Source organism: Streptomyces sp. S.PNR 29, assembly GCF_030386795.1.
Classification (GTDB): domain Bacteria; phylum Actinomycetota; class Actinomycetes; order Streptomycetales; family Streptomycetaceae; genus Streptomyces.
On the sequence record NZ_JANUQM010000003.1, the window covers coordinates 457,127 to 473,914 of the forward strand.

Below are 16,788 nucleotides of genomic sequence, written 5' to 3' on the forward strand. Positions count from 1 at the left end.
ACGGACGCGTCAGTGTGTACAGCGTACGGCCGTGCGGGTGCCGTAAACGGACCGGGGCGCGATGTCGCCCCGGTCCGTTGCTTCGTCTACGGCATCTTCAGCGAGCGCTTCAGGAAGTCCACCTGGAGCAGCAGCAGGTTCTCCGCGACCTGCTCCTGCGGGGTCATGTGCGTCACTCCGGACAGCGGCAGCACCTCGTGCGGGCGGCCGGCGGCCAGCAGGGCGGAGGACAGGCGCAGGGCGTGGGCCACGACGACGTTGTCGTCGGCCAGACCGTGCACGATCATCAGCGGGCGGTGCGGCTCGGCGGGGGAGGACAGGCCCTCGTCCGTGATCAGGGAGCTCTTCGCGTACGACTCCGGATGCGCGGCCGGATCGCCCAGGTACCGCTCGGTGTAGTGGGTGTCGTACAGCCGCCAGTCCGTGACCGGGGCGCCCGCGATACCCGCGTGGAAGACGTCCGGGCGGCGCAGCACCGCCAGCGCCGCGAGCCAGCCGCCGAACGACCAGCCGCGGATCGCGACCCGGGACAGGTCGAGGGGGTACGACGTCGCGAGGTCCTGGAGCGCCTCCACCTGGTCGTCCAGGGAGACGGTGAGGTCGTGGTGGACCGCCTTCTCCCAGGCCGGGGAGCGGCCGGGGGTGCCCCGGCCGTCGGCGACGACCACCGCGAAACCCTGGTCGGCGAACCACTGGGACGTGAGGTGGGCGTTGTGCGCGGCCACCACCCGCGGGCCGTGCGGACCGCCGTAGGGGTCCATGAGAACCGGCAGGGGGGTGTCACCGGCGTAGTCCCGAGGCATAAGCACGGCGCACGGGATGCGGCGTGCGCCCCCCTGGGTGAGGGTCACGCGCGGGGACATACCGGGATCTTCGGCATACGAGGGGATGGTCGCCACCGGCTTCCCGTCGTGCAGCACCTGCACCCGGGCGCCCGGACGGTCCAGGGTGGCGGAGATCAGTACGGTCACGCCACCGGAGCGCACCGCCGTGTGCACGCCGGGTTCCTGTGAGACGCGCTCCACCCCGAGCTCGTTCACGCGGTACACGTGGACCTCGCCGGTCTCCGGGGCGGACGCCTCCTCACCCGCGGACGCCGAGACCAGCACGTCGTCGTCGGAGACGTCCAGCACCGCGCGGAGGTGGAGCGCCGCGCCGGTGAGCGGCCGCTCGCCGACCGCCAGCACCCGCGCCCCGCCCTCGTCGAGGACCCGCACGAGCCGTCCGGAGGGGCTCCAGCAGGGCACGCCAGGGAAAAGTTCCAGCCATGTTGGATCTTCATCGGCATGCACCATCCGGGTCGCCCCGGACTCGGTGTCCACGGCCAGGAACAGCTGGCTGCGCTGGTCGCGCGCCTGGACGAGCAGCAGCGGCGCACCAGCCGCTGACCAGTGCACTCGCGCCAGATACGGGTAGCGCGCCCGGTCCCAGACGACCTCCGTGCGCACCCCGTCCAGGCCGATCACGAACAGCTGCACGTCCGCGTTGTCGGTGCCCGCCGCCGGGTACGCGACGTGTTGTGGGTCACGTTCCGGCTGGGCCGGATCGGAGATCCACCACCGCCGTACCGGCGTGTCGTCCACGCGCGCCACCAGCAGCCGGTCCGACTCCGGAGCCCACCAGAAGCCCCGTGAACGCCCCATCTCCTCGGCCGCGATGAATTCGGACAATCCGTAGGTGACCGATTCCGACTCCGGCTCCGCGAGCGCCCGGTCGCCCTCGCCCTCGGCGCCCACGATCCGCAGGGCGCCCTGCGCGACGTATGCGATGTGCCGTCCGTCGGGGGAGGGGCGCGGGTCGATCACGGGCCCGGGGACAGGGAGTTCACGGGCCGTCCCGGCCCGCAGCTCGGCTGTGAAAAGCCGCCCTGACAAGGCAAAAGAGGCCAACTCGACGGCCGTGTCGGTGGCGTAGCCGACGATGCCGGCGCCGCCCTCGCGGCTGCGCTCGCGCCGCGCGCGCTCCTCGGGCGAGAGGTGCTCCGTCGCACCGCCGAGCAGGGTGCGCGGGTCGGCCGCCAGGCGCTCCCCGCCGTCCGCCAGGTCCAGGACCCACAGCGAACTCGCCCGGTCCGTACCGGTACTGGAGCGCAGGAAGACGACACGCGAACCGTCCGGCGCCACGGTGAACGAACGCGGCGCGCCGAGCGAGAACCGCTGGGTGCGCGCGTGTCGACGGGGGAAGGAGTCAGGCTCGGTCTGCATGTCACGACCATATTGGCCATGCGCCCCCTTGTGCGGCCGTGCGCCGATCGATGCGCACGTACGGATAGTTATGATCACTGGCGCATAGTGGGTATGAACCTGCTGGCTGAAGTACGGATTTATCTGCCCCCATAGTTCTGACCCCGTCCGACCCCCCACGTCCCTAGGGTTCTTTGGAGGTGAGCCGCCGTGGCACTCTCGATTTCGGCGGTGGTGCTGCTGGCGATCATCGTCTTCCTGCTGATCAAGAAGTCAGGACTGAAGGCCGGGCATGCGGTCGTGTGCATGCTGCTCGGCTTCTACCTCGCCTCCTCGACGGTCGCCCCGACGATCAGCGAGCTGACCACGAACATCGCGGGGATGATCGGCAGCATCAAGTTCTGAGTACCCCCGTAGGGTGGGGTCATGACGGAACTCCCCACCCGCCGTCTGCTGCTGGTGCACGCGCACCCGGACGACGAGTCGATCAACAACGGCGCCACCATGGCCAGGTACGCGGCCGAGGGTGCCCACGTGACGCTGGTGACCTGCACGCTCGGCGAGCGCGGCGAGGTCATCCCGCCCGAGCTGCGGCACCTCACCGGCGGCGCGCTCGGCGAGTACCGGCTGCGCGAGCTCACCGCCGCCATGCGGGAGCTCGGCGTCACGGACTTCCGTCTGCTCGGCGGCAGGGGCCGGTTCCAGGACTCCGGGATGATGGGTCTGCCCGACAACGACGACCCCGCCTGCTTCTGGCAGGCGGACGTCGACGAGGCGGCCCGGCAGCTCGTCGAGGTGATCCGCGAGGTACGCCCCCAGGTCCTCGTCACCTACGACGACCACGGCGGGTACGGTCACCCCGACCACATCCAGGCCCACCGCGTCGCCATGCGCGCCGCCGAGCTGGCCGCCGCGTCCGGCTGCCCGATCGCCAAGGTCTACTGGAACCGGGTGCCCCGCCCCGTTGCCGAGGAGGCCTTCGCACGCCTTGAGGGGGATCTGCCGGGCCTCCCCTTCACCAAGGCGGCGGCGATCGACGACGTACCGGGTGTCGTCGCCGACGAGCGGATCACCACCGCGATCGACGGCACCGCGCACGCCGCCGCCAAGGCCGCCGCGATGCGGGCGCACGCCACGCAGATCGAGGTGGCCGAGCCGTACTTCGTGCTCTCCAACGAACTCGCGCAGCCGATCCTCACCACCGAGTACTACGAGTTGGTGCGCGGCGAGCGCGGCGGGACCACGGGCGAACGCGAGACCGACCTGTTCGCCGGAATCGAGGAGGCATCGTGAACGACCGGACCGCGGGCCCCCCGATGCTCGCCCAGCCCCTGCGGCCGCCGTCGGCCGGGCGGGCCGCCGCCTACCTGGGCCTCTTCCTGCTCGGTGCCGTGATCGGCGTGGCCGGGGCGCTGGTGCAGTCGGCGTGGTTCCCCGGCGGGCTGCTGCTCGCCCTCGCGGGCGAGGCCGGGCTCTGCCTCGGCGGGGCCCGCGCCGCCCGCAGCCGTGCCGGGGCCGTCGCGCCCGCCGGCGGCTGGATGATCTCCGTCATCGTGCTCACCGCCAGCCGTCCCGAAGGGGACTTCGTCTTCGCCGCGGGTGGCGGCTCCTATCTCTTCCTGCTCGGCGGCATGGCCGTGGCTGTGATGTGCGCCACCCTCGCGCCGGGGCGGCAACCGGGCGGTGAGCAAGTCCGACTTGGCAAGTGACGTACCACTTCGCCACGGCGTGAGCGTGCGGGTCCGGTGTGAGTTTCCCCAGCGGTCATGGGATGTGGGCGAGAAGTGGCCAGTATGGTGGTGCGCGCCGCCGAGCTGCCCGCGTGAGGTCATGTGACGGGCGGCGGAGCCAACCGGGAGAACCTGCCTTGAGTCGTGAAACTGACACCCCGTCCTCCGGGCCCAACGGGCGCGGCGGAGCCGCCTACCCGTCGGGCACGCCGCCCTACGGGACCCCGACGGCTTCCGGCGACGGCACGGACGCGGGCCGTTCGCCCGCGCGGCCGGAGGAACGCAAGACCGAGACGACGCTGACCACCCGGATCCGGATCAACATCCCCGGGTCGCGGCCCATTCCGCCGGTCGTGGTACGCAAGCCCGTCGGTGACGCCGGCAACTCGGCTGACACGGACGCCGAAACGCCGGCCCCGGGCGCCGCCACGTCCACGGGCACCGTCGAGCCTCCCGCCGAACCCGCCCAGCCGGGCGAGGAGAAGCCCACCAGCGACTGGTTCGCACCCCGCAAGTCCGCGCCCGCCAAGGGCGGTCAGGGCGGCGGCTCCACCAACGGGGCAGGTCTGCCCGGTGGTTCGGGTGCGAGCGCTCCCGGCACGGGTGCGCCCGGCGCCGGTACGGCGGGTGCGGGTGCGGGGGCCCCGGGCGCGGGCGCGTCCGGCGGTGCGCGGCCGGGCGCGGGGCGGCCCGGTGGCGTGGTCGGCTCGATGAGCGTGCCGGGCGGCTCCCGGCCCGGCGGCGGCTCCCGTCCCGGTTCCACCAACGGTGCCGGTCTGCCCGGTGCGACCGGCGGTCCCGTGGCGCCCGGGCACGGCGGCGGTACCGGTTCCTTCGACGTGACCGAGGTGCTGGCGGCGGGCCCGCTGGGCAACGGCTCGCGTCCGGGCACGGGCGGCCCCGCCGGGCCGCGCCGCGACGATCTGCCGTACTTCGCGGAGAACGGCCAGGGCGGCGAGAGTGGCCAGGGCGGTCACGGCACCGGGAACGAGGAGAACGGCTACGGCGGCCAGGCGGGCCCGAGCGGCTTCCACGAGCCGGGCGGCCACGACGCGCCGAAGGCCCCTGCGGGGCCGACCGGCGGGCCGGTCACCGGAGACGGGCCGATGGTGCCGCCGGTGGGCGGCGGTCCCGGCGGACCGGGCGGCGGTCCCGGCGGACCGGGCGGAGGTCCCGGCGGTGCCGGTGGTCCTGGCGGGCCCGGTGGTCCCGGTGGTCCTGGCGGGCCCGGCGGGCTGCGGGGTCCCGGCGCTCCGGGCGGGCCCGGCGGACTGCGGGGTCCCGGCGCACCGGGCGTTCCGGGTGGCCCGGGTGGCCCGGGTGCCCCCGGCCCCATGGCGGCCGGTCCCGGCGCAGGCCCCGGGACAGGCCGCGGCCCCGGCGGCGGCATGAGCGACGACACCGCGATCCTCACCCCGCAGAAGCCGGCCCCCGAGCCCGCCGACCCTCCCTACGCCACCCCGGTGGACAACGTCTCCGGGCACACCGTCACCAGCGGCATCCCCGTCGTCCCGTCCGACCGCAGCACACCCTTCGCGCCGGGCGCGTCCGCCGACGGACCGGTGCCGCACACGCCCCCGAAGCTGCCCGAGCCGGTCTCCCCGCCCCCGGCGAGCTCCGCCAGGCAGCCGAAGAAGAAGGGCCGCAACAAACTGGTGCTGCTCGGCGGCGGCGTGATCGCGATCGCCGGTCTCGCCTACGGCGCCGGACTGCTGATGAACCACTCCGACGTCCCCAAGGGCACCACCGTGCTCGGCGTCGAGATCGGCGGCGGCACCCGTGACGACGCCGTCAAGAAGCTCGACGCGGCCTTCGAGGACCGGATGAACAAGCCGCTGAAGCTGGAGGTGGGCGGCAGGACCGTCTCCCTCAAGCCGGACCAGGCCGGGCTGCAGTTCGACACCGACGCCACGGTCGGCGCGGCCGCGGGGAGCGACTACAACCCGGTCTCCGTGATCGGCTCCCTCTTCGGCAACCACCGCGTGGTCGCTCCGGTCATGCCCATCGACGAGGAGAAGCTGCACGCCGCGCTCAAGAGCGTGGCCGGCGGCTCCGGCTCGATGACCGAGGGCACGATCAAGTTCGTGGGCGGCAAGGCCGTCGCCGTGTACGGGAAGCCGGGTAAGGGCATCGACGCCGACAAGTCGACAAAGGCGGTCGAGGACGCGTACCGCACCCAGGTGGAGACCGGCACGTCCTCCCCGGTCGCGGTCCCCACGACCACCCAGCAGCCGACGGTCTCGAACGCCGAGGTCGACCGGGTGATGAAGGAGTTCGCGGAGCCGGCGATGTCGGGCCTGGCCACGGTCCGGACCGACGCCGCGCACAGCATCAAGTTCGGCCCCGTGTCACTGCCGAAGATCCTCGGTTTCAAGGCCGTCAACGGCAAGCTCGTGGAGACGTACAACCTCGAAGCGCTCAAGGCGGCGTACGGCAGCACCTTCGACGGCGTGAAGATCCAGACCGCGAGCGGGAAGCGGGACGTCCTGCCGCAGGATGTCGTCTCCGTGCTGCGCAAGGTCCTGCGGGGCAAGACGCCGGCGGAGCGCGTCGGAGTCATCGACACCACCCCGAGCTGACCCGCGCGGAGTGCCGCATGACATCTGTCATGCGGCACTCCGGACGCCCGACACTGCCGGGGTCCGCACCCCCGAAGCCACCATGGCCGTATGACTGACACAGCCTCAGTGGTCGTGTTCGACCAGGTGAGCAAGGCATACGGCGCCGTCCGGGCGGTGGACGCCCTGACTCTGACCCTGCGCCCCGGGGAAACCGTGGCGCTGCTCGGGCCCAACGGGGCCGGCAAGTCCACCACCCTCGACCTGCTGCTCGGCCTCAAGCAGCCGGACGCCGGATCGGTCCGGCTCTTCGGCACCAGCCCGCGCGAGGCCATCGTCGCCGGGCGGGTCGGCGCCATGCTGCAGAGCGGCGGGCTGATGGACGAGGTCACGGTCGCCGAGCTGGTGCGGCTCGCCTGCGCCCTGCACCCGAAGCCGTACAGGCCGTCCGACGTGCTGTCCCGCGCGGGCATCGCGCAGATCGCCGACCGCAGGGTCGACAAGCTCTCCGGCGGCCAGTCCCAGCGCGTCCGCTTCGCCCTCGCCACCGCCGGCGACAGCGACCTGATCGTCCTGGACGAACCGACCACCGGCATGGACGTCTCCACCCGCCAGGCCTTCTGGGCCACCATGCGCGAGCAGGCCGACCAAGGCCGTACGGTCCTCTTCGCCACCCACTACCTGGAGGAGGCCGACGCCATGGCCGACCGGGTGCTGGTGCTGCACCGCGGCCGGCTGCTCGCCGACGGCACCGCGGCCGAGATCAAGGCGAAGGCCGGGGCCCGGAGGATCTCCTTCGACCTGGCCGGACAGATCGACGAGGCCTCCCTGCGCACCCTGCCCTTCCTCACCGCCCTCGACGTGTCCGGCGCCACCGTCCGTATCCAGTCCTCCGACGCCGACGCGACCGTCCACGCCCTGTACGGCCTCGGCGTCTATCCCCGCAACCTGGAAGTCGCCGGGCTCGGACTGGAGCAGGCCTTCGTCGCCATCACCGAGGCCGAGGAGGCCCGCCGCTCATGAACAGCCTGATCAGACTGGAACTCACCCGGGCCCTGCGCAACCGCAAGTTCCTGTTCTTCTCCGTGATCTACCCGTCGGTCCTGTTCCTGCTCATCGCCGGCAGCGCCGACAGCACCACGAAGGTCGACGGCACCGGCCTGACCCTGCCGACCTACATGATGGTCTCCATGGCCTCCTTCGGCGCCCTCACCGCCGTCCTGATGGGCAACAGCGAGCGCATCGCCAAGGAGCGCGAGTCCGGCTGGGTACGGCAGCTGCGGCTGACCACGCTGCCCGGGCGCGGCTACGTCCTCGCGAAGACCGCCGGCGCCGGGGTCGTCAGCCTGCCGTCCATCGTCATCGTCTTCGCCGTCGCCGCGGCCGTGAAGGACGTCCACATGGACGCCTGGCAGTGGCTCGCCCTCACCGGCGTGATCTGGGCCGGCAGCCTCGTCTTCGCCGCCCTCGGCGTCGCGATCGGCTACCTCGCGACCGGGGACGCGGTCCGCCCCATCACGATGATCACCTACTTCGGGCTGTCCATCCTCGGCGGCCTGTGGATGCCGACGACGACCTTCCCGAACTGGCTCCAGGACATCGCCAAGTGGGTGCCCACCCGCGCGTACGCCGCCCTGGGGCAGGCCATCGAACAGAGCCGGGCCCCGCACGCGAAGGACCTCGCCATCCTCGCCGTCTCCTTCGCCCTGTTCACGGGCGGCGCGGCCTGGCTGTACCGGAAGGACACGCTGAAGGCGTGAGCGGCGTCGGCATCGGGCAGCGCCCGGTAAACCGCAGGCAGAAGGCCGTCAAGGCGATGTGGACCGGCATCTGGCTGGTGTACCTGAGCGCGCCCGTCAGCGATCTGCTGCACGGCGGCCACAGCACGGGCGTCCGGGTCCTCGGCGGAATCGGTCTCCTCGCCTTCGTCGTCTGGTACATGGTGCTGGTCTTCCGCACCGGCCGCGGCGAACGGAACAGCCTGGTGCTCGGCTCGCTCGCGGTCCTCGCGGCCCAGTCCACGGTGCTCGTCCTCAGCCTGGGCCGGGAGTGGCTGGTCCTCTTCGTGTACGTCTCGATCGCGTCCGGCGCGGCACTGCCGCCGCGCATGGCCCGCTGGACGATCCCGGGCGCCTGCGCCCTGATGTCGGCGCTCGCTCTGGAGGCGCCGGGTGGGCGGTCCTACCTGGCCGGACTGCTCATCCCGGCGCTGCTGGGCGGCTTCGCCATGACCGGCGTACGGGAACTGGTCCGCACGACGATCGCCCTGCGCGAGGCCCGGGCGACGGTCGCCCAGCTCGCGGCGAACGAGGAGCGCCTGCGCCTCGCCCGCGACCTGCACGACCTCCTGGGCCACTCCCTGTCACTGATCGCGCTGAAGAGTGAGCTGGCCGGCCGGATGCTCCCCGGCCACCCCGACAAGGCGGCCCAGCAGGTCGCCGACATCGAGCAGGTCAGCCGCCAGGCCCTCGTCGACGTACGCGAGGCCGTCACCGGCTACCGGCGGCCCCGCCTGACCGCCGAACTCGCCGGCGCCCGGGCCGCCCTGACCGCGGCCGGCATCACCGCGGACCTGCCCGCCGAACCGGACCTCACCGGGGTCCCCGAGGAGAGCGAGTCGACCCTCGCCTGGGCGCTGCGCGAGGCGGTCACCAACGTCGTACGGCACAGCGGCGCCCGGCGCTGCACGGTGGAGCTGCTGCGCCGCCAGACCCTCGACGGCCCGGTGCTGGAACTCTGCGTCGAGGACAACGGCTCCACAGGCCCGGGCAGCGGCCCCGGCAACGGACTGACGGGCCTGGCCGAGCGGCTCGAAAAGGCGGGCGGCTCCCTGGAGGCGGGCGGCATCCGGCACGGCTTCCGCCTGGTCGCCCGCGTGCCCGGTGCCGCCGCCAGGGACATAGGATCCGGGGCATGAGCAGCCCGATCAAGGTCCTGCTGGCCGAGGACCAGGCCATGGTCCGCGAGGCGCTGGCCACCCTGCTCGGCCTGGAGGAGGACATCGAGGTCGTCGCCCAGGTGGCACGCGGCGACGAGGTGCTGCCCACGGCCCGCGAACACGCCGTGGACGTCGCCCTCCTCGACATCGAGATGCCGGGCGCGACCGGCATCGAAGCGGCGGCCGAACTGCACCGCGAGCTGCCGGACGTGAAGCTGGTCATCCTCACCACCTTCGGCCGCCCCGGCTACCTCCGCAGCGCCATGGAGTCCGGCGCCGCCGCCTTCCTCGTCAAGGACGCCCCGGCGGCCCAACTGGCAGAGGCGGTACGCAAGGTCCTCGCCGGCGAGCGAGTCATCGACCCCACGCTCGCCGCCGCGGCCCTGGCCGACGGCGCCAACCCCCTGACGGACCGCGAACGCGAGGTCCTGCGAGCGGCGGCCGACGGCTCCACGAACGCGGAACTGGCAGCGGCCCTGCACCTCTCCCAGGGCACCGTCCGCAACTACCTGTCGACGGCGATCCAGAAGCTGGCGGCACGGAACAGGACGGAAGCCGTACGGATCGCACGAGAGAAGGGCTGGCTGTAGAGCGCCCCGAAGGGGCGCGGGGCTGTGTTGAATATGCGGCTCCGCCGCGTGGGCGCGACCAGCCACAACGAATCCGCAGCCGAGGGACGACACAAGCCCCCACGGCGATCAGTTCAACATCGCCCGCGCGGCCAGCGCCTCCCCCCGAACCCGCTCCGAAGCCACGTCATCCACCGCCCCCACCACATCGGCATACTGCTCAAGCTCGGCCGCCCCCGCCGCGAACTCCCCCCGCTGCACCAGCAACTGCGCCCGCTCATACCGCAACCGCGCCGGGTGCGAAGGCAACAGCAGTGACAGGTCCACGGCCCACAGCGACACATCCGACCGCTCCGGCCGGGCCGCCGCCCACGCCCGGATGTTGTTCAGGATCCGCAACACCACCTCCAGCGGGTCCGCGGGACCGAGCATCGACCGCTGCAAGGGCGCCCCCGTGGCCCCCACGACCAGCAGCTCCGCGTCGGACCCGGTCAGCACCCGACCCCCGTCGAACGGATCGGCGAGCACCTGCCCCTCCTCCGGCCCGAACCCGACCACGAAATGCCCGGGCAGCGCCACCCCGTACACCGGCGCCCCCGCCCTGCGCGCCACCTCCATCCACACCACCGACAGCAGGATCGGCAGCCCCCGCCTGCGCCGCAGCACCTCATGCAGCAAGGACGACTCCAGGCGCTGATAGTCCGCGGGGGAGCCGTGAAAGCCGCACTGCTCGCCGAGGAGGTCCCGCAGCGCCACGGCCCAGGCCCGGGGCCCACCGGGACGGAACGGCACCTGCCCGGCCAGCCGGTCCAGCTCGACCTGGGCGGCGTCGATACCGGCCTCGTCCAGCGTCCCGTCCGCCGCGGCGGCCATCAGCAGGCACAGCGTCGACAGGTCGGGCTGCTCGCAGCGCGCTTCTTCGGCGAACCGCCGACGCAGTTCGGCGGACCGTTCGGGCGGCGGTGGATGGGGGGACCGCATAGCAGGCTCGTGCCCGCTCACGGCGATCCGTACCGGCCGGAGGCGGCGGAATCCGGCTCACGGTAGTGGTGGTACGCGTGATGCGCGGTGAAGCCCATCCCGGCGTACAGCTCCCGCGCACCGCCGTTGTCCGCCTCGACCTGGAGCCAGGCCGCCGACGCGCCCTCGTCCAGCGCCTGCCGGGCCAGCGCGGCCATCACGGCGGTGGCCAGGCCCCGCCGCCGCAGCGCCGGGTCCACCTCGACGGCCGCGAACCCGGCCCACCGCCCGTCGACGACACACCGCCCGATGGCGGCCGGCGCCTCCTGCCCGGGAACCGTCGCGAACCACACGGAGGGCCCGCTGCTCAGCACCCGCAGGGCCACGTCACTCACGCCCTTGCGCTGGTAGCGCGCCAGCCACGCCTCGTCCGCCTCCCGGGACAGCACGACCTGGGACACCGCGGACGGATCCGCCCGGTCGGCGACCGGCGCCAACGCCCCGATCCACATCTCGGCGGTCACCTCCCGCACCCAGCCCCGCCGCTCCAGCTCCGCGCACAGCAGCTCCTGCGTGCCCTCGGCGCCGGTCGCGGTCTGCACGTACGCCGGCAGACCGCGCTCGCCGTACCACCGCCGTACGACGGCCAGCGCCTCGTCGAGCGGCAGATGGGGGTCACCGAGCGGCAGCACGGAGTTGGCCCGCCGCGTGAAGCCCGCCCGTCGCCCGGCCACCGCCTCGCACGGGTGCGCTTCGCGCGGCACCTTCTGGACCGCCGCCCGCATCTCCCAGTCACCCAGCCGTTCGCTCTCCACCGGCCGCCAGGCCCGCGACGCGACACGCGCGAGCTCCTCGTAGGAGGCGGCGGGACCGCGGCGACGCGCCGGTGCGGAGGGGACGACCTTGCCCGCGACCAGCGTCGATTCCGGAATCCGGACGGTTTCGCCGCCCTTCCGTGTGATCAGCAGCACACCATCGTCCCATGATGTGAGAACACCCACCGTGTCGGTGAACTTCTCGTTTCCGGTCCCAGCTTCACTCAAGCGCCGCACGGAGACCCGTTTGCCCACGTCAGCAGCGGTGATACGGACCTCATAACGCCCGGCGGCCGAGATTTCCACAGGTCAGTTCACCCCTCCTGTTCGGATCATGCCCAGGAACGGAGATACTAGGGGCGGGCATCGACGACGCCGCGCTCCCGCGCGCCAGGCGGCGGAGCCTGAGGAGGCCCGCCAGCGCCCTATCGAGGAGGAACGACAGCGTGACCTACGTCATCGCGCAGCCTTGTGTCGACGTCAAGGACAAGGCGTGCATCGAGGAGTGCCCGGTCGACTGCATCTACGAGGGCCAGCGGTCCTTGTACATCCACCCGGACGAATGCGTCGACTGTGGGGCCTGTGAGCCGGTCTGCCCGGTCGAGGCCATCTTCTACGAGGACGACGTGCCGGAGGAGTGGAAGGACTACTACAAGGCGAACGTCGAGTTCTTCGACGAGCTCGGCTCGCCCGGCGGCGCCAGCAAGCTGGGGCTGATCGAGCGGGACCACCCCTTCGTCGCGGCGCTCCCGCCGCAGGGCGAGTAAGCCCCGGGCGGCCCACAAGCGGCCCGCAACCGTGCCGCCTCGGTCCCGTACGGCCTGATCGCCTTCGATCGCCGCCGTACGGGACCGAGGCGTTTGCCGTACACACGGCTCGTACGAACCAGAAAGTGAGCCAGATCCGTGTCCGCAGTCTCCGACCGTCTCCCCACCTTCCCCTGGGACAAGCTGGCGCCCTACAAGGCGACGGCCGCCGCCCACCCCGACGGCATCGTCGACCTGTCCGTAGGCACTCCGGTCGATCCGGTGCCCGAGCTGATCCAGAAGGCGTTGATCGCCGCGGCCGACTCGCCGGGCTACCCGACCGTCTGGGGCACGTCCGAGCTGCGTGACGCGATCACCGGCTGGGTCGAGCGCCGCCTGGGCGCCCGGGACGTCACCCACCGCCACGTCCTGCCCATCGTCGGCTCCAAGGAACTGGTCGCCTGGCTCCCCACCCAGCTGGGCCTCGGCCCCGGCGACAAGGTGGCCTACCCCCGCCTGGCCTACCCGACGTACGAGGTGGGGGCGCGTCTGGCCCGTGCGGAGTACGAGGTCTACGACGATCCGACGGACCTGGACCCGGCCGACCTGAAGCTCCTCTGGCTGAACTCCCCGTCCAACCCCACGGGCCGGGTCCTGTCGAAGGCCGAACTGACCCGGATCGTCGCCTGGGCCCGCGAACACGGCGTCCTCGTCTTCTCCGACGAGTGCTACATCGAGCTGGGCTGGGAGGCCGACCCGGTCTCGGTCCTGCACCCGGAGGTCAACGGCGGCTCCTACGAGGGCATCGTCTCGGTTCACTCCCTCTCCAAGCGCTCGAACCTCGCGGGCTACCGCGCGGCCTTCCTCGCCGGCGACCCGGCCGTCCTCGCGCCCCTCCTGGAGATCCGCAAGCACGGCGGCATGATGACCTCGGCGCCGACGCAGGCGGCGGTGGTGGCGGCCCTGGGCGACGACGACCACGTCCGCGAGCAGCGGGAACGGTACGCGTCCCGCCGCACGGCCCTCCGCGAGGCGCTGGTCGGGCACGGTTTCCGCATCGAACACAGCGAGGCCAGCCTCTACCTGTGGGCCACACGCGACGAGTCCTGCTGGGACACGGTGGCCCACCTGGCCGACCGAGGCATCCTGGTCGCGCCGGGCGACTTCTACGGCCCGGCGGGCGCGACGTTCGTACGGGTGGCTCTCACGGCGACGGACGAGCGGGTACGGGCAGCGGTGGAACGGCTGGCGTAAGCACGTCGGCGCCCTGGCGCACGGCGGCGCAGAGCGCAACGACGGGGTCCAGGAACGTCCTGGACCCCGTCGCCGTACGACTCGGCCGAAGGAAGCCGTCAGCTGAGCGGCAGGCCCTGCGCCGGCAGGCCGCCCTTGCCGAGTGAGCCCGTGGGCAGTCCGCCCTTGGTGGCCGTCCTGCTGGTGTCCCCGAGGATCTCCCCGGTGGTGCCGACCGCCTCACCGGCGGCCTTCTGCGCGGCGGGCGCGGCCTTCTTGACCGTCTTGCCGCCGGTCTTGCCCGCGGCCGGCACGGCCTTCTTGACGGCCTTGCTGCCGGTGTCGCCGGCGGTCCGGGTGACGTTCTGCGCCGTGCCGTCGACGGTGTTGCCGACGCTCGCCCCGTCCAGGGCGGTCAGCCCACCAAGGTTCGGGGAGGCCGGCAGCTCGGGGGCCGCACTGGCGGAGCCGGCCGCACCGACCCCGGCAGCCGCTCCGGCAGCGACGAGCAGCGCGGCACGGGCGATCCGGCGGGTCAGGGGGAGGGACATGATGCTCCTTCGACGGGAGATGACGGTGATTATCCGACCGCATCCGGCGTGGGTCGTCTGGTCGATCCGTCCGGGCGCGGACGCAGTGACTACCGCTTGAACCCCCCGAAGGTTCCGCAGGCCAACGTAAAGAGTTGGTAATGCGTCGCATAATCGCCTGCGGATAAAGACGGGCAAAAAGCGCCGGGCGCGAAAGGCTGCCGAATCCTTCCAGCCCTTGGCTGTGAAGGGTCTCGCCGGATTCCCGGGGGCAACACGAAAACCTGCCCACCCCCGGCGCCCTCATGTCACTCGTGTAACCCCAGCGGGGGAAGGCTCGTACTACTGAGCAGTGACGATCCGAACGGAATCCCCGGACTTTTCCCCGCTCTGCGCGCCGGCCGCTCCGGTCGGCCGCCACTGGCTGTCGGTGTTCCCGGCCGTCCACTCGCGACCGGCGTACGACACCCGCTGGATGTGCAGGGCGGAGGCGTTGGCCACCGCCCAGTGCGCCAGCTGCCAGCCGCGCTCCCGCAGGCTCCGCCCCGCCCCCGGATTCGTGTCGGCGGTCACGGGCAGCGTCACCGTCCGCCCGGCGCCCCCGCCCGTGGCGTTCGCGGAGGGCGACGGCGTGGCCGCCGCGGACCCGCTCACCTCCGCGCCGACCGGCTCCAGCGCGTCGCGCCCGAAGTCCCGCACCAGCGCGGCGCGCACCGCGTCCGGCCCCGCCGCCCTCGTGGCGGCCGGGCGCCCGTCGCAGGTCAGGGTGGCCGCGGAGGTGCCGGTGAGGGCGGCGGCGAGCAGCGTGGCGTCCGGTTCGTGCTTGGCGTACGCCTGCGGGAATCCGCTGCGCTGTACGCGCTGCGCGGCGACGGTCAGCGGCAGCCGCGTGTAGCCGGGCACCTTGACCAGGTGGTCGTAGAACTTCCCCGCCGCGTACGTCGGGTCCATGATCTCCTTCGGCGTGCCCCAGCCCTGCGAGGGCCGCTGCTGGAACAGGCCCAGTGAGTCCCGGTCGCCGTGGCGGATGTTGCGCAGCCCCGACTCCTGCAGCGCGGTCGCCAGCGCGATCGTCACGGCCCGCTCGGGCACGCCGCGCGCGGTGCCCACGGCGGTGATCGTCGCCGCGTTCACCGCCTGCTCCGGCGTGAACTCGTACGTCGCCCCGTCGTCCTCTCCGGAGACGACCTTGCAGCCCGGGGCGCCCGTGCCGCCGGTGACGTACTGCACCACGAGGTAACCGGCGACCGCGAGCAGGGTCACGAAGGCCGCCCCGAAGCGGAAGAGGCGGCCACGGCGTTTGCGAGTGGGGGACGGCTGTAGCACGCGTACAAGGTACTGGAGAGTACGGTGCGTTCTGTGCAGGGTGTGGAGAGTGTGCCGACAGCTGGCGCGTTAGGGTCGACGGCATGGCCGATACCCCGCTTGACCTCACGCTGGACGCTGCGAAGCTCACCGCGCAGCTCGTCGACTTCCCCTCCGTCAGCGGTTCCGAGAAGCCGCTCGCGGACGCGATCGAGACCGCGCTGCGCACGCTGCCGCACCTGACGGTCGACCGGTACGGCAACAACGTGGTGGCCCGTACGAACCTGGGGCGGGCGGAGCGGGTGATCCTGGCCGGGCACATCGACACGGTGCCGATCGCGGACAACGTCCCGTCGCGGCTGGACGAGGACGGGGTGCTGTGGGGCTGCGGCACCTGCGACATGAAGGCCGGCGTGGCGGTGCAGCTGCGTATCGCGGCGACGGTGCCGGCGCCCAACCGCGACCTGACCTTCGTCTTCTACGACAACGAGGAGGTCGCCGCCGAGCTCAACGGCCTGAAGCATGTGGCCGAGGCGCACCCGGAGTGGCTTCAGGGCGACTTCGCGGTGCTGCTGGAGCCGTCGGACGGCCAGGTGGAGGGCGGCTGCCAGGGCACGCTGCGGGTGCTGCTGAAGACGCGGGGCGAACGCGCTCACTCGGCCCGCGGCTGGATGGGGTCGAACGCGATCCACGCGGCGGCCCCGATCCTGGCGAGGCTGGCGGCGTACGAACCGCGCTACCCGGTCATCGACGGCCTGGAGTACCGCGAGGGCCTGAACGCGGTGGGTGTTTCGGGCGGTGTGGCCGGAAATGTGATCCCGGACGAGTGTGTCGTGACCGTCAACTTCCGCTACGCGCCGGACCGTACCGAGGAGGAGGCGCTGGCCCACGTCCAGGAGGTCTTCGCGGACTGCGGCGTGGCGGAGTTCGTGGTGGACGACCACAGCCCCGGGGCCCTGCCGGGCCTGTCCCACCCGGCCGCAGCGGCCTTCATCGAGGCGGTGGGCGGCACCCCGCAGCCCAAGTACGGCTGGACGGACGTGTCCCGTTTCTCGTCGCTGGGCGTCCCGGCCGTCAACTACGGGCCCGGCAACCCGCACCTGGCGCACAAGCGGGACGAGCGGGTGGAGACGGCGAAGGTCCTGGCGGGCGAGGAGCGCCTCAGGGCGTGGCTGACGACGTAGTCGCGTCTGTGGTTTACGACGCTTCAAGGCGGACATG

At 72.5% G+C, this 16,788-nt stretch carries 16 protein-coding genes; 11 read left to right on the plus strand and 5 right to left on the minus strand.

The features are described from left to right. Positions 1-86 precede the first annotated feature (86 nt). Positions 87-2,204 (minus strand): prolyl oligopeptidase family serine peptidase, encoded by a 2,118-nt coding sequence (locus NW895_RS10920; RefSeq protein WP_289935210.1) that lies wholly within the window; start codon positions 2,202-2,204, stop codon positions 87-89. A gap of 189 nt (positions 2,205-2,393) precedes the next feature. Between NW895_RS10920 and NW895_RS10925 the strand changes: the two genes are divergently transcribed. From NW895_RS10925 to NW895_RS10960, 8 genes are all read left to right on the plus strand, one after another. Next, a complete protein-coding gene (locus tag NW895_RS10925) occupies positions 2,394-2,588 on the plus strand; it encodes a hypothetical protein (protein WP_019755516.1) in 195 nt (64 codons plus the stop codon). Between the two features lie 21 nt (positions 2,589-2,609). Further along, positions 2,610-3,476, plus strand: coding sequence for an N-acetyl-1-D-myo-inositol-2-amino-2-deoxy-alpha-D-glucopyranoside deacetylase (gene mshB / locus NW895_RS10930; protein ID WP_289935211.1), 867 nt, complete (start codon positions 2,610-2,612; stop codon positions 3,474-3,476). After that, on the plus strand, positions 3,473-3,892 hold the full coding sequence (locus tag NW895_RS10935; protein ID WP_289935212.1) for a DUF6113 family protein: 420 nt from the start codon (positions 3,473-3,475) through the stop codon (positions 3,890-3,892). The genes mshB and NW895_RS10935 overlap by 4 nt, the downstream gene beginning before the upstream one ends. Positions 3,893-4,050: 158 nt before the next feature. Continuing rightward, positions 4,051-6,492 carry a hypothetical protein gene (locus NW895_RS10940; protein ID WP_289935213.1) on the plus strand — a complete coding sequence of 814 codons (2,442 nt, stop codon included), beginning with the start codon at positions 4,051-4,053 and terminating at the stop codon, positions 6,490-6,492. Positions 6,493-6,582: 90 nt separating this feature from the next. After that, positions 6,583-7,494, plus strand: a complete 912-nt coding sequence (locus NW895_RS10945) for an ABC transporter ATP-binding protein (protein ID WP_289935214.1) — start codon at positions 6,583-6,585, stop codon at positions 7,492-7,494. Continuing rightward, the gene (locus NW895_RS10950; protein ID WP_289935216.1) at positions 7,491-8,231 is read left to right on the plus strand and encodes an ABC transporter permease; all 741 of its coding nucleotides are present in this window, start codon (positions 7,491-7,493) and stop codon (positions 8,229-8,231) included. Before NW895_RS10945 ends, NW895_RS10950 begins: the two co-directional genes overlap by 4 nt. Beyond that, entirely contained in the window at positions 8,228-9,388 is a 1,161-nt protein-coding gene (locus NW895_RS10955) for a histidine kinase (protein ID WP_289935217.1), read from the plus strand. Before NW895_RS10950 ends, NW895_RS10955 begins: the two co-directional genes overlap by 4 nt. After that, entirely contained in the window at positions 9,385-9,999 is a 615-nt protein-coding gene (locus NW895_RS10960) for a response regulator transcription factor (RefSeq protein WP_289935218.1), read from the plus strand. Before NW895_RS10955 ends, NW895_RS10960 begins: the two co-directional genes overlap by 4 nt. Positions 10,000-10,107: 108 nt before the next feature. Here the strand turns inward: NW895_RS10960 and NW895_RS10965 are convergent, their stop codons facing one another. Then, on the minus strand, positions 10,108-10,959 hold the full coding sequence (locus NW895_RS10965) for a transglutaminase-like domain-containing protein (RefSeq protein WP_289935219.1): 852 nt from the start codon (positions 10,957-10,959) through the stop codon (positions 10,108-10,110). Positions 10,960-10,976: 17 nt separating this feature from the next. Continuing rightward, positions 10,977-12,059, minus strand: coding sequence for a GNAT family N-acetyltransferase (locus tag NW895_RS10970; RefSeq protein ID WP_289935220.1), 1,083 nt, complete (start codon positions 12,057-12,059; stop codon positions 10,977-10,979). A 140-nt stretch (positions 12,060-12,199) separates the two neighbouring features. On the opposite strand from NW895_RS10970, the gene fdxA reads away from it, so the two are divergent. Continuing rightward, positions 12,200-12,520, plus strand: a complete 321-nt coding sequence (fdxA, locus tag NW895_RS10975) for a ferredoxin (protein WP_014674796.1) — start codon at positions 12,200-12,202, stop codon at positions 12,518-12,520. 138 nt (positions 12,521-12,658) lie between these two features. Beyond that, positions 12,659-13,753 carry a bifunctional succinyldiaminopimelate transaminase/glutamate-prephenate aminotransferase gene (locus NW895_RS10980; RefSeq protein ID WP_289935221.1) on the plus strand — a complete coding sequence of 365 codons (1,095 nt, stop codon included), beginning with the start codon at positions 12,659-12,661 and terminating at the stop codon, positions 13,751-13,753. Between the two features lie 98 nt (positions 13,754-13,851). Here NW895_RS10980 and NW895_RS10985 read toward each other — a convergent pair whose 3' ends face one another. Both NW895_RS10985 and NW895_RS10990 read right to left on the minus strand, forming a co-directional pair. Next, on the minus strand, positions 13,852-14,283 hold the full coding sequence (locus NW895_RS10985) for an ATP-binding protein (RefSeq protein ID WP_289935222.1): 432 nt from the start codon (positions 14,281-14,283) through the stop codon (positions 13,852-13,854). 321 nt (positions 14,284-14,604) lie between these two features. Beyond that, positions 14,605-15,588 (minus strand): heavy metal transporter, encoded by a 984-nt coding sequence (locus NW895_RS10990; protein ID WP_289935223.1) that lies wholly within the window; start codon positions 15,586-15,588, stop codon positions 14,605-14,607. A gap of 83 nt (positions 15,589-15,671) precedes the next feature. Between NW895_RS10990 and dapE the strand changes: the two genes are divergently transcribed. Further along, a complete protein-coding gene (dapE, locus tag NW895_RS10995; protein ID WP_289935224.1) occupies positions 15,672-16,751 on the plus strand; it encodes a succinyl-diaminopimelate desuccinylase in 1,080 nt (359 codons plus the stop codon). Positions 16,752-16,788 lie beyond the last annotated feature (37 nt).

What these genes read in the sequence shown, in the direction of transcription:
- NW895_RS10920 (WP_289935210.1), bottom strand. Translation starts at nt 2,204, where the DNA reads ATGCAGACCGAGCCTGACTCCTTCCCCCGTCGACACGCGCGCACCCAG.
- mshB (WP_289935211.1), top strand. Translation starts at nt 2,610, where the DNA reads ATGACGGAACTCCCCACCCGCCGTCTGCTGCTGGTGCACGCGCACCCG.
- NW895_RS10945 (WP_289935214.1), top strand. Translation starts at nt 6,583, where the DNA reads ATGACTGACACAGCCTCAGTGGTCGTGTTCGACCAGGTGAGCAAGGCA.
- NW895_RS10950 (WP_289935216.1), top strand. Translation starts at nt 7,491, where the DNA reads ATGAACAGCCTGATCAGACTGGAACTCACCCGGGCCCTGCGCAACCGC.
- NW895_RS10960 (WP_289935218.1), top strand. Translation starts at nt 9,385, where the DNA reads ATGAGCAGCCCGATCAAGGTCCTGCTGGCCGAGGACCAGGCCATGGTC.
- NW895_RS10965 (WP_289935219.1), bottom strand. Translation starts at nt 10,959, where the DNA reads ATGCGGTCCCCCCATCCACCGCCGCCCGAACGGTCCGCCGAACTGCGT.
- NW895_RS10985 (WP_289935222.1), bottom strand. Translation starts at nt 14,283, where the DNA reads ATGTCCCTCCCCCTGACCCGCCGGATCGCCCGTGCCGCGCTGCTCGTC.
- dapE (WP_289935224.1), top strand. Translation starts at nt 15,672, where the DNA reads ATGGCCGATACCCCGCTTGACCTCACGCTGGACGCTGCGAAGCTCACC.